General features: G+C 59.9%; 10 protein-coding genes. 9 read left to right on the top strand and 1 reads right to left on the bottom strand.

Annotated elements, in window-relative coordinates:
- Positions 1-410 precede the first annotated feature (410 nt).
- From GSQ77_RS04345 to GSQ77_RS04310, 8 genes are all read left to right on the top strand, one after another.
- The gene (locus tag GSQ77_RS04345; protein ID WP_158899582.1) at positions 411-1,526 is read left to right on the top strand and encodes a branched-chain amino acid ABC transporter substrate-binding protein; all 1,116 of its coding nucleotides are present in this window, start codon (positions 411-413) and stop codon (positions 1,524-1,526) included.
- Between the two features lie 128 nt (positions 1,527-1,654).
- Positions 1,655-2,584: a branched-chain amino acid ABC transporter permease gene (locus GSQ77_RS04340; RefSeq protein ID WP_158899580.1), complete on the top strand. Its 930-nt coding sequence runs from the start codon at positions 1,655-1,657 to the stop codon at positions 2,582-2,584.
- Positions 2,581-3,756: a branched-chain amino acid ABC transporter permease gene (locus GSQ77_RS04335; protein WP_158899379.1), complete on the top strand. Its 1,176-nt coding sequence runs from the start codon at positions 2,581-2,583 to the stop codon at positions 3,754-3,756. The genes GSQ77_RS04340 and GSQ77_RS04335 overlap by 4 nt, the downstream gene beginning before the upstream one ends.
- Positions 3,753-4,538 (top strand): ABC transporter ATP-binding protein, encoded by a 786-nt coding sequence (locus GSQ77_RS04330; RefSeq protein ID WP_158899378.1) that lies wholly within the window; start codon positions 3,753-3,755, stop codon positions 4,536-4,538. The genes GSQ77_RS04335 and GSQ77_RS04330 overlap by 4 nt, the downstream gene beginning before the upstream one ends.
- On the top strand, positions 4,535-5,242 hold the full coding sequence (locus GSQ77_RS04325) for an ABC transporter ATP-binding protein (protein WP_158899377.1): 708 nt from the start codon (positions 4,535-4,537) through the stop codon (positions 5,240-5,242). The genes GSQ77_RS04330 and GSQ77_RS04325 overlap by 4 nt, the downstream gene beginning before the upstream one ends.
- 12 nt (positions 5,243-5,254) lie before the next feature.
- Entirely contained in the window at positions 5,255-6,556 is a 1,302-nt protein-coding gene (locus GSQ77_RS04320; RefSeq protein ID WP_158899376.1) for an amidase, read from the top strand.
- 50 nt (positions 6,557-6,606) lie between these two features.
- On the top strand, positions 6,607-7,899 hold the full coding sequence (locus GSQ77_RS04315; RefSeq protein ID WP_158899375.1) for a M20 family metallo-hydrolase: 1,293 nt from the start codon (positions 6,607-6,609) through the stop codon (positions 7,897-7,899).
- A gap of 61 nt (positions 7,900-7,960) precedes the next feature.
- Positions 7,961-8,527 (top strand): helix-turn-helix domain-containing protein, encoded by a 567-nt coding sequence (locus GSQ77_RS04310; RefSeq protein ID WP_301951138.1) that lies wholly within the window; start codon positions 7,961-7,963, stop codon positions 8,525-8,527.
- Between the two features lie 349 nt (positions 8,528-8,876).
- Here the strand turns inward: GSQ77_RS04310 and GSQ77_RS04305 are convergent, their stop codons facing one another.
- Positions 8,877-10,013, bottom strand: coding sequence for a HAMP domain-containing sensor histidine kinase (locus GSQ77_RS04305; RefSeq protein ID WP_174246387.1), 1,137 nt, complete (start codon positions 10,011-10,013; stop codon positions 8,877-8,879).
- A gap of 529 nt (positions 10,014-10,542) precedes the next feature.
- On the opposite strand from GSQ77_RS04305, the gene GSQ77_RS04300 reads away from it, so the two are divergent.
- Positions 10,543-12,678: a bifunctional diguanylate cyclase/phosphodiesterase gene (locus GSQ77_RS04300; protein WP_254067431.1), complete on the top strand. Its 2,136-nt coding sequence runs from the start codon at positions 10,543-10,545 to the stop codon at positions 12,676-12,678.
- The last annotated feature ends 320 nt before the right edge of the window (positions 12,679-12,998 follow it).

Here is a 12,998-nt window from a genome sequence, read left to right as displayed (position 1 = left end):
GGGGGCGTGGTACTGAAGAAGTTATTCGCAGGACCGAGTTCGGCCAATCTTTACTTCCGTTTGCCCGGTACCAAGCCGGCATTGTCTTGAGAGGTCGGATCGTGACCATTGCTGTGCATGCACTCCACTTTATGGTGCGAGTGCCCGCGCCGGCACCATTGCGCGTCAGCCTCGACGCCGGGTCTGCGGGTCTACGCCTCGGTACATCCAGCGGTCTCGATCTCCCCTACGCCCCGTTCTGTCGGCCTCTGCGCCCGCGATGCACTGTTCCATACATTCCACTGGCATGCATGTTGCTTTATTTTAAGTAAAGAGACTTGAATGCAGTTCCATTACTTGAAATAGGGGAAGCCGAAGTGCGTGTGAAAAAACTATTCAAAGCCGTCGGGTGCGCTGTGCTCGGGCTATCGATGCTGGCCGGCGCAGCACAAGCAAAAGACGTGGTCAAAATCGCGTTTATCGGCCCGCTGACCGGCGGCGTATCCGCGATCGGACTGGGTGGTCGCGATTCGGCGGACCTCGCGGTGCGCCTGCGCAATGCGGATCCCAAGAGCAAATACCAATATCAGTTGGTGTCGCTCGATGACGAATGCAAGCCCAACATCGGCGTGCAGGTGGCCACGCAGGTCGCCTCCGACAACAGCATCGTCGCCGGTGTCACGCACTTCTGCTCGGCGGTGGCGATGGCGACCGTGGACGTGTACCACCGCTTCAACCTGCCGGTTGTGGTGTGGGGTGCAGTGCTGCCCGATGTCACGTATGCCAACGACTACAAGGAAATCCATCGCGTCAACGGCACGATGATCAATCAGAGCCAGGTGGCCGCACAGTTCATGACCGGCCTCGGCTACAAGAAATTCGTGATCATTCACGACACCACCGATTACGGCAATGGGCACAACAAATATTTCAGCGAAGCGCTGAAGAAAGACGGTGGCGATATTCTTGGCGACTTCGGCGTGTCGGCCGATCAGCAAGATTTCACCACCGAGCTCACCAAGATCAAGGAGCTGAAGCCGCAGGTGGTGTACTTCGGCGGCTTGACGCCGATCGGTGTGCGCATCCGCACGCAAATGGCAAAACTCGGCATCGATGCGCAGTTCGAAGGTACCTCCGGGATCAAGGCCGATGCCTATATCGACGGTGCCGGCGCAACGCTGGCCGAAGGCTCGCTCTCGTTCCTCGAAGGCGCACCGACCGACAAGCTGCCGGGCGGCACGTATTTCTTGACGCAATATGCAGCGCAGAAATACAGCGAACCGCCTGAGGCCTACGGTGCATTCGCGTTCGCCGCGACCAACCTGATCATCGACGCCGTGGAGAAAGACGGTCCGAACCGTCACAAGATACGCGACACCCTGAACCACACGCAGAACGTCGACACCATCATCGGCAAGGTCACGTTCGATGACCATCGTCAAAACGTCGTGCCGCTGGTGAGCAAGTACGTGGTTCAGGACGGCAAGTGGGTGATCTGGGAAGACAGCGTCTACGCCAAGGGACAGAAAAAGCTCGCGGGTCTTTAACCTGGGCCTTTAAGTCTCGCGGTGCCGTGGGCGCCGCAACACTGGCAAACGGTAGAGAGGAGACGCATGCGCGACGATGATGCCGTGCATGCGTGCTCTACCGGCAATTCTTTTTCGACGGGACAATGATGGAAGCGTTGGGGCAATATCTGGTCAACGGGCTGATGCTCGGCATGATCTATGCCATGGTGGCAGTCGGATTCACCCTGTTTTTCGGCGTGTTGGATGTGATCCAGTTTTCGCATGGCGATGTATTGATGGTCGGCGCGTTCGCAGGTCTTGCGGCGTCACTGGGCGTGAGCGCACTCGGCATCAGCTCGCCGTGGCTGCAACTTGTGGCGGTGGTATTGAGTGCCGTGATCGTGACCGGTTTGCTCGGAGCGGCGATCGCCCACTTCCTGATTTTGCCGTTGCATAAGGCGCCGCCGCTCAATACGCTATTGGCCACGCTGATGCTGGGTTCCGTGCTGCGCGAATGCGTACGCTTGTTCTATCCGGACGGCGCCAATCCCAAGCCTTTTCCGGCATTGCTGCCGACCTCGTCATTCTATCTCGGCGGCTTTGCACTGCGCTGGGACAACCTGATTTTGCTGTTGGCCGGGCTGGCAGCGATCGTGTCGCTGCACCTACTGATCACACGCACTCGCCTGGGCATGGCGATTCGCGCGGTGGCGCAGGACGGTGAGACGGCGCGGCTGATGGGCATCAACTTCGGCGCCGTGGTGCTGGTGACATTCGCGCTCGGTTCCGGCATGGCAGCGCTGGCAGGCGTGATGAACGGGCTGTACTACAACGAGATCAATTTCAACGTCGGGCTGCTGCTCGGCGTGATCGGCTTTGCCGCGGCGATCCTGGGTGGCCTGGGCAATGTGTATGGCGCGATCCTGGGCGGCTTCCTGTTCGCCGCGCTGCAGGTGCTGGGCAGCGCGGCGCTGCCGGCCTTGATTCCCGATATCCCCAGCGCCTACAAGGACGTGTTCGCCTTCGCGGTGGTCATCATCCTGATGGCGTGGAAACCGACCGGCCTGATCGCCGAACGAGCGAGCGAACGCGTATGACCACTATCACTTCACTCGCCCCTGGCCGTCGCCATGGCGCGGCGCTCCAGATTGCGCTGGCCGTTGGGTTGACCGTGTATGTCTGGGCATTCCTGTATGCCCAATCGCAGTTCCAGGTCGGCGTCCTGCTGGTGCTGGCCGCCGTGCTGGTGCCGCTGGCCAAACGGCTCGGTGTGAACCGGCGCATCGAAGCGGCCGCGCTGCACAATCCGCGCGTCGGTCCGTGGTGCGCGCTGCTCGGGACACTCGCGCTGATCGCGGCGTTTTACGACACGCACTATGTGCTGCTGATGCTGTGCACCGTGATGCTTTTCACGACTGCTTGCCTGGGCCTGACGCTGCAGTTCGGGTATGTTGGCGTGGCGAACTTTGCCGGCGCGGCATTTTTCGGTATCGGCAGCTACACGATTGCCGTGCTGGCTGCGCATACGGCCATCCCGCATCTGCTGCTTATCGTGCTGTCCGGTATCGTGTCCGCGGCGATCGGGTCGATCCTGATTCTGCCGGTGCTGCGTACGCGCGGTCATTACGCGGCACTCGTGACCATCGCATTCGGCATCCTGTTTCGCACGTTCGTGGAAGTCAACGATGTGCTGGGTGGCCCGCAAGGTCTGCGCCTGCCCGGCATCTCGATGTTCGGTTTCGCCTTCAACGACGGCTTCGAACTGTTCGACCAGGACGTGTCGTTTTATGTGCCTTATGCCTTGCTGAGCCTCGCGATTTGCGGCGCGGCGTTCGTGTTGGTGAAAACGCTGGAGCGCTCCTGGATCGGCCTGAGCATGGACGTGGTGCGCACCGACGAAACCGCGGCTGCGACCTTCGGCATTCATATCGCGCGCTGGAAAGTGGTGGCCTTCATGCTGGGCAATTTTCTCGCGGGCATTGCGGGGAGCGTCTACGGCATGATGACCGGCTTTGTCGCACCTGATAACTTCGCCTTCAGCGATTCGCTGTTGCTGGTGTCCATCGTTGTGCTGGGCGGCCTGGGCAATCCGGTCGGCCTGGTGCCGGCCGCGTTCATCGTGCTGGTGCTGCCGCAGAAATTGCAATTTATCCAGGAGTACCGCTTCCTGTTCTATGCGGTGGTCGTGCTCGCCATCTTGCTGTTCCGCCCTGATGGCTTGTTGCCGCGCACGACGCGGCTGTTCTTCGGCAAGGGGGCGTCACGATGAACGCACAGCCACCGCTGGTCGAAGTCGACGCATTGACGATGCGTTTCGGCGGCCTGACCGCGCTCGACAATCTCTCGCTCGAAGTGCACGAAGGCGAAGTGTTGGGTCTGCTCGGACCCAACGGCTCGGGCAAGACGACCTTCTTCAACGTGCTGACCGGCATTTACAAGGCGAGCGCCGGCACGATCCGTTTCAACGGTCGACCGATCACCGGACTCAGCCCGCAGGAAATTTACCGCAGCGGCGTGGCGCGCACCTTCCAGCGCTCGCGCTTGTCGCTGCCGCTCACGGTGTTCGACAACATCGTGATCGGCAATTACCAGCACTTGCAGCACGGTTTGTTCTTCAACGTGTTCAGGCGCGCGGCATTTCGCGCCGAATATGAACGCGCGCTGGAACAGGTGCGGCAGTTGCTGGCGATCTTCAGCCCGCCGCTGCTTGAGCGCTTGTTCGAACCCGTCGGGACCTTCTCGATGATAGACCGGCGCCGCATCGAAGTCTGTCGTGCGCTGATGAGCAGTCCGCGTCTGCTGCTGCTTGACGAGCCGTCTGCCGGGATGACGCACGACGAGACACATGCCTTGATGGACGACATACTCGAGGTGCGAGGCAAGTTGCCCAAGCTGAGCGTGGTGCTGATCGAGCATGAAATGAATGTGATAGAGCGCATTACCGAGCGCTGCATCGTGTTCAGCTACGGCAAGAAGATTGCCGATGGAACGTATGCCGAGATCACGGCGGACCCGGTCGTGCAGACGGCCTATCTTGGAGAGGCGGCATGAGCGGGCTCGAAATCCGGAATTTGCGTACCGGCTACGACAAGGTCGACGTGTTGCACGATGTCTCGATCGACGTGCAGCCGGGCAAGATCACCTGCATCCTCGGTGCGAACGGCGCGGGCAAGACCACGCTGATCCGCGCCATCCTGGGCTTGACGCCGCCGCGCGCCGGCCGGGTGCTGTGGAACGGCACCGATATCGCGGGACAAAAGACCCATAAGATCATCACACAGGGTATTGCCTGCATCCCCGAAGGACGCAAGGTGTTCCCGCGCATGAGCGTGGCCGAGAACCTTGCGCTGGGCGCTTACTTGGAGAAAGATGGAGCGCTGGTGCGCGAGCGGCTGGCGCGCGTGTACGACACTTTCCCGCGCCTCAAGGAGCGTGCGGGGCAACTGGCCGGCACCATGTCGGGCGGCGAACAGGCCATGGTGTCGATCGGGCGTGGCCTGATGGCCGCGCCGCGCTTGTTGGTGATCGACGAACCGTCGCTGGGCCTGTCGCCGCTGTTTGTCAAAGAGAATTTCAAGGTTATCGAGAATATCAACGCACTCGGTATCACGGTGCTGCTGGTGGAGCAGAATGCACGCCAGACGCTGGCGATTGCCCACTACGGCTATGTGCTCTCGCAGGGGCGCGTGGTGGTGGCGGGCAGCGCCGCCGAACTGGCCGCTAACGATGAAGTCCATGCGGCGTACTTTGCCTGACAGGAGAATCAAATGAACGAAGTGCTGGCTTTGAGCCTACGTGAGATCGCGCGGCAGGTGGCGCAGGGCGCATTGAGCGCCGAAGCGGTGACACGCGCCTATGTGGAGCGCGTGCAGGCGCTGGATGGCGATCTGCATGCGTGGGAGTACTTCGACGCGGCCGCCGCACTCGCACAAGCGCGGCAGTTGGATGCACACGGCGGCGCCAAGGGCGAACTCGCCGGCGTGCCGGTCGGCGTCAAGGACCTGATGGATACGGCGGATATGCCGACGACCTACGGCTCGCCCATTTATGCAAAGCATCGACCCGAGACGGACGCGGCCGCGGTGGCAGCAGTGCGCGCCGCGGGCGGCATCGTGCTGGGCAAAACGGTTACGACCGAATTCGCGACTTTCAAGCCGGGGGCGACCGTGAACCCGCGCTCACCCAATGCCTCTACGCCGCATACCCCCGGTGGTTCTTCCAGCGGATCGGCAGCCGCGGTGGCGGCGGGCATGGTGCCGGTGGCCTTCGGCACGCAGACCGCGGCTTCCATCATCCGGCCCGCGTCCTATTGTGGCATCGTCGGCTACAAGCCGACCTTCGGCACCTTGCCGACGGCGGGCGTCAAGTCGCTTTCGCCGAGCCTGGACACGATAGGCGTGCTGGCCCGCAGCGTCGATGATGCCGCGTTCTTCGTGGGCACGTTGGCGCGCTGGGAATTCGGCGCGCTCGATGCTGCCGGGCGCGCGCCGTTGCGTATCGGTATCTGCATGACGCCGCATTGGGCGCAAACCACGGATGCCAGTCGCGCGGCATTGGCGCGGGCCGGGCGCCTGCTCGAAGCTGCCGGCGCAGTACTGGCGGACGCGCAGTTCGACGCGGCGGCAGCCGGTCTTGCCGGGGCACAGATACAGATCATGAGCTACGAGGCTGCTGCGGCATTCGTGCCGGAACTGCATGAGCAACCCGAGCAACTGAGCGAACCGTTTCGCGCAGTGCTGGCCGCAGGTCTCGCTGTGAGCGGTGCCGAATATGCGCGCCAGCAACGGGTGGCGCAGCACGGTCGGGCCGCACTCGCGAGCCTCTTCGAGCGCTTCGATGTGCTGCTGGCACCGAGCGCGCCGTGCGAGGCACCGGCCGGCTTGGCGTCGACCGGCGACCCGATCTTCAGCCGGATGTGGACGCTGCTGGGCAACCCGTGTGTCGGCGTGCCGGTGGGCAGCGGTCCGAGCGGCTTACCGATAGGTGTGACCGTGATTGGTCCGCGCTGGGGCGACGGACAGGCATTGGCAGTCGCAGCACAACTGGAGCGTGCGCTAGGCGCGTGTTAACCGTAACCGATAGCGGGCATGCTCGACATGACCCGCCAGGAACACAAGCAATGAACCAGCATACGAATACCGCCGGCAGCGCGGAACAAGCGCAAGACGCGGTCGATTCGGCGCGGCTGAACGCGGCGGTGGCAGCGCTCGCAGGCTTTGGTGGGCGCAGCGATGGCGGGGTGGCGCGCGAGACCCTCACCGCGATCGATATCGAGGCCAGGCGCTACCTGATCGATCAGGCGGCTGCCTTGGGCTGCACAGTGTCGATCGACGATTGCGGCAACCTGTTTTTTCGCAGGGCCGGACAGACCGAATTGCCGCCGGTGTTGACCGGCAGCCATATCGACACACAGCCGGTGGGCGGCAAGCTGGATGGCGCCTATGGTGTGCTTGCCGGATTCGAAGTGATGCGTGCGCTCAACGATGCCGGCATCGCGACCAAACGCCCCGTCGAGGTGGTGATCTGGACCAACGAGGAAGGCTCGCGCTTCGGCCCCGGTGCGATGGGTTCGAGCGCGTTCGCCGAGCCCGGACGGCTGGCGGCTTATCGCACGTCGCGCGATGCCGATGGCGTGACATTCGGTGAGGCACTCGATGCGGCGCTCGCAGTGTCTTCCGATGTGACGCGACGCGAACTGGGTCAGCCGGTAGACAGCTGTGTCGAACTGCATATCGAACAGGGGCCGGTGCTTGAAGCCGCGGGCGTACCGCTGGGCGTGGTGACGGGTATACAGAGCGTACGTTGGTTCAGCGTTACGCTGGTGGGTGCCGCTGCGCATGCCGGCACGACACCGATGGAAGTGCGCCGCGATGCGATGCAGGCTGCGGTCTCGCTGGCGGCGCGCCTGTATGAGGAAGGCGCGGCTGCGCTCACGCAAGGTCTGCGCTTGACGTTGGGGCGCTGGCGCGTGAGGCCAAATTCGATCAACACCATTCCGGGCGACGTCGAGTTTACGATCGACGTGCGCTGCGTGGACGAAGCGGTGTTGGAGAAATTCGAGCGTACGCTGCATGATGAAATCGAGGTGCTTGATGCCGTATGGGCCGGTTCCATCTCGGTGGAGAATCTCTTTACCCGAGCACCGACTCGTTTTCCTGCCGAGATGACCGATTTGATCGAGCGCGCTTGCGCACGCGCGGCCCATCGCGCCGACGCATTGCCGCCGTTGCGCCTCACTTCGGGCGCATTTCATGACGCGATGTATCTCGCCGATTTGTGCCCGACCGCGATGATCTTCGTGCCGAGCCGAGACGGCGTCAGTCATAATGCGGCTGAATATACCGATCCCCACCAACTCTATCTGGGTGCGCAAGCCCTCGCGTACGCCGTGACCGAACTGGCGAACCGATGAGCGCGCGTGCCTGCGGGAACTCTTGACCTTGCAAACTCCACCTCCCAAGCAGCCCGAAACAATCCAAGAGGCTGACGGCGCGAACTCGCCGCAGGCGGTGCTCGGCCAACATCTGCGTCATGCGCGGCGGATGGCCCGACTGACGCTGTTGCAATTGGCGCACAAGGCGCAGTGCTCGGAAAGCCTGATTTCGAAGATCGAGAATGGTATTGCGATGCCGTCGCTCGCTACGTTGCACCGGCTGGCGATGGCATTGGACACCAATATCGCGGCGCTCACTTCGCCGTCTACTCCGACCGGGCCGATCATGCGCAAGGGCGAGCGGCCGGTGATCCGCAGCGGCGGGGTTGCGCTGGAGCGCGTGTTGTTGCCGAGCAGTAACGCGCTGTTGCAGGCCAATATCCATATCATCGAACCGGGGCAGGGTAGCGACGGACAGATCGAACATGTGGGGGAAGAGGTCGGCTATGTGCTCGAAGGCACTGTTGAGCTGACGCTGCGCGACGTCTGCTACACGCTCGCGACCGGGGACGCCTTTACCTTCAGCAGCGACACGCCGCATGGGTACCGCAATACCGGTGATGTGGTGGCCAAAATCTTGTGGGTCAATACGCCGGCAACTTATTGAGTTGAAGCCCGGTGTGCGCGTATACCGCGACTTCGCGCATGTCTGGTAGATAGCCCGAAATAGTCAAGGGCGTGAAATCCACGGTAACACACTAAGTAGTCCCTACTACCAGAATGTAGTTCGTGACCCAGTGAACTTTCGTACTTATTCCAACCAGATACCGAATAAGCGCGCATCACGTAAAAAAAATGGTCGTTGGGGTTCCACCTTCGCCTACCGATCAGGGATTTAAATCAACGACGACATTCGGGGAACGTGAAGTAGGTAGAGAGCGAAGCGTTGGCTATTCTGCTCACGGGCGAAGGTCATGAGGTCGAGACTCGTCTTGACGGTCTGCAGGGCAGCGCGGTTACCCTCCGGGCACTACGTGCCGGGGAAGACTAATCGTAAAGACGCAGCCTACGCGCGGAACGTCGCGCACGCTCAGCACCCCATCGTTCGCTTCGACGCTACGCCGAGCGATTGATAGTCCAAGTCCTAGGCCACTTCTATCGCTGCCTGTCTGTACGAACGGCAGGAACATGTTCTCGGCCGTTCCGGGGGGCAGACCGCCGCAGTTATCCTTGACATCCATCAGGATCCGGTCGCCGCTGGCATAAACATCCAAGCTCACTTCCGTATGGAGGTGCGTGAATTTGAAAGCGTTTTGCAGCAGATTTCCGATTGCGGAGAAAAGCAGATCCCAGTCTCCCGCGATAGCCAACAATGGATCGACAGCCGAAACAATGAACAGGCACCCATGTATCTCGGCCTCGAGGGTGGCGGAATGCCGGACTTCGGCGACAAATTGAGCCGCTGAAAATACTCGGCGTTGCGCGGTAGGGCCGGCTGTGATCCTGACCTCCGCTAATGAGCGATCGATCAGATTGCGTAATCCCACCAAACTGCGTTCCAGCACCGAGCCCGTTGCTCCTGCCAGATTCAAATTTCCGACCTTGGCGGCGGTGAAGGCGAGAGTGGCCGTTCCGAGGAAGTTGCGTAATTCGTGCGCAAAGAAACCGAGCCGTTCGTTCATTTCTAGGGCCTGCTTATCGGCCACAGCGAAGTCGCGCTGATAGCTGAATTCCGTGACCGCTTCGGCGATTGCATTATCCAGGCAGCGGTTGAGAGTTCGAAATTCGTCGATTTTGAACGGCGCATCACGCTCGTGCGCGAGGTCCGTAATCGCTTGGCACAGATCACCGTAGTCATGGACGACCTGCTCCAGGGTAAATCCCAAGCCTAAAAGTTCCTTTCCATGTCGTGCTGCCGTTACTCCAATCTCCGATAAAGCCGGTGCGCCGCTCGCGGGGCCGGAGATCTTGCGACTATTCATGGGCTGACTAGTCTGTTCAATTCGCAGCGTCCGAATAAGCTGATCCAGGAATAGCGGTACGCCCGTTTGAAGTTGTCGGACCGTAGCCGCACGCGCGAGCCTTTCGGCAACCTTGGCCCTGCATCGGTCTATCAGTTCTATACGGTTGTTGGATAAAAAATCGTGCATCATGACTGGCACCTCGAAACGTATCGACGCTAGTTTGGATTGACCATTGTTGATGGCCTGAATAGCTTATCGACGTGATCACGAGCAGTCGGTCGGCGTTACTCCACAAATGGTACACCGGTGAAATAAAATCGAGTCGGTAAAGATTACCGGTTTGACGAAATTGGTTAAGTCATTTTTAGAATTGATACCTCTGGAACTTACACAGTATTACTTACAATCTTTATTATCAACTCCACGAATTAAACGGTTGTTTCCCTGTCTGACTGACTCGTTTCACGAGATCCGGCCATCTTCTGATAATAAAAACCAATGCTTCCTCGGAGGTCCCGTCGATATTCTGGATCTGCTTCTCGTAATTAATCCATGGCGCCGGGCGCTTGCCTGACGTATCCGAAACGTCATGACCGATGCTTCATCCGATTGCGCATAACCGGCTAGAAAGTCCAATGAAGTCGGGAGTCGCCAACCGTCCATTGCTGCCGTTTCTGCCATTCGGCACAAGTCAACCTGACATGAAGGAACTGCCTACATGGATGCACGCACTATGGTGAATAGAGTTCTGATCATTACGAACGACGCATCGGATGCTGCGGTGTTGAGAGGCGTGCTTGCGAATGCGCACGACGGCCCGTTTGCCATCGAATGGGTGACGCGGCTCGCGGATGGCGCCGAGCGCTTGCGTGCCGGCGGTATCGATGTCGTCATGGCGGATCTGTCCTTACCCGATAGCCAGGGCATAGCCACATTTGACCAGCTATTCGCTGTCGCACCCCAGACGCCAATCATGACGCTCAGCCCCATGGACGACGAAGCGCTGGCAATTGAAGCGGTGCAACGCGGTTCGCAGGGCTATTTATCTAAAGGCCACTTCGACAGCTATCTAGTACCGCAGTCGCTGCGCAATATCATTCAGCGTAAGGCGGTCGAGCAAACCCTCACATCGGAGAAAGCGCGCGCGGAAATTACGCTGAACTCGATCAGTGACGCGGTCATCGGTACCGACTTGCTGGGTAACATCGACTACCTCAACCTTGCCGCCGAGAACATGACCGGATGGTCCAAGGAAGAAGCGCGCGGCAACAAGATCGGCGAGGTCATGCAAATCGTCGACAGCAGAACTCTCGCGCCCGCCCGCAATCCGATCGAAATGATTCTGCACAAAGATACACCTATGGCCATACCGGCCGGAACGATATTGATACGACGAGACGGTAGCACTGTGGCGATCGAGGATTCCGCGGCGCCTATTCACGACGCAAACGGGGAAATCACCGGCGCGGTGGTGATCTTTCACGATATCACCGGAGCACAAGCGACGGCCGTGAAGATGACGCATCTGGCTCAACATGATTCTCTCACCGGCTTGCCGAACCGCACTTTGCTCAACGACCGCATCGCCCATGCGATTGCGGTGGCGCAGCGGGACGACACCCAACTGGCTGTGCTCTTTCTGGATCTCGACAATTTCAAACTGATCAACGATACGCTCGGCCACATGGTCGGCGATAAATTGCTGCGCTCTGTGGCCCAACGTTTGCGCGAATGCGTACGCGGTTCGGACACGGTGAGCCGGCAAGGTGGAGACGAATTTATCCTGCTGTTGCCCGAGGAAAAAGATGGTGGCAATGCTGCCCTTACCGCTGAACGGATACTCACCGCACTGAGTCTGTCGCATACGATCGACGAGCATGAATTGCATGTGACACCGAGTATCGGAATCAGTGTGTACCCGGCTGATGCTAAGAACTTCGAAACTCTGATCAAGAACGCCGATACCGCGATGTACCATGCCAAGGAGAGCGGCCGGAATAACTACCAGTTCTTCGAGGCCGACATGAACGTGCGCGCGGTGGAGCGGCAAGTCATCGAAGCCCATTTGCGACACGCGTTGGAGCACGACGAGTTCATCCTGCACTACCAGCCCAAGGTGAACCTCGCGAGCGGCACGATTACGGGCGCCGAAGCGCTAGTGCGTTGGATGCACCCTCAACGAGGCATGCTGCTGCCGGGTCGCTTCGTGCCCGTCGCCGAGTCCTGCGGTTTGATCGTGCCGATAGGCCGCTGGGTATTGAGGGAAGCCTGCGCTCAAGTCAAGCGCTGGGAGCGCGGTGGCTTGTGGATCGCGTCGATGGCGGTCAACGTTTCAGAGCTTGAATTTCGAAGTCCGGATTTTGTCGAGGGCGTGCGATCGACCTTAAACGAAACCGGTCTCGAAGCGAGCCGCCTGCAGCTTGAAATTAGCGAAAGCGCATTGATGCGCGATGCGCAGGCCAGCAAAGCCGTGCTGGAGCAGCTTAAAGGTATGGGTGTGCAATTAGCCGTGGATGATTTTGGGACCGGCTATTCGAGTTTGAGTTACCTCAATCAATTTCCAATCGACGTCCTCAAGATCGATCGTTCGTTCGTGCGCAGCATTGGCTCTTCAGAGGGAAGCGGCATCATCGTCACCGCCGTCATCGCGATGGCCACTAGCCTCAAGCAGCAGGTGGTCGCGGAAGGCGTGGAGAAATTCACGCAACTGGCCTTCTTGAAAACGCAACAGTGCGAGGAAGGGCAAGGCTATTTTTTTAGTCTGCCGCTATCGGCTGACCAATTCGCGGTGCTGTTGGCAACTGGCGTAGCGACGAGCGGCCCAGATTTTGTCGAGACGGTCGGGAAAAGTTAGGCGCATCATGTATTTGTCCACTCGACCGGTGAACTTCTGAAGCCAGCGCTAGCAAACGCAACTGGACATCCATGTCACAGCGCCAATCGGCTTGTCCTCGATTCGCGACCGCACCGGCCGACGAATGAAGGTCTCGGGAACATCAGGCGACGTCGCATGTATATCCATATGAGCGGCCGGTCTCATGCCTCGCGTGAGCGGCAGAAGCTGGCCGATAATCAGCGCTACAGTGAGCCTTAGCGAGACGACAGTACTCACCAAGTTTTTAAAAACAAAATTATTTCAACGACTTATAGCCATCCTGAGACGTAGCGAGCATC

Origin of the sequence: Burkholderia sp. L27(2015) (assembly GCF_009765705.1) — a bacterium.
Classification (GTDB): Bacteria; Pseudomonadota; Gammaproteobacteria; order Burkholderiales; family Burkholderiaceae; genus LMUX01.
The sequence above is the reverse complement of the archived record's forward strand: the minus strand, read 5'-3'. Positions and strand labels throughout refer to the sequence as shown.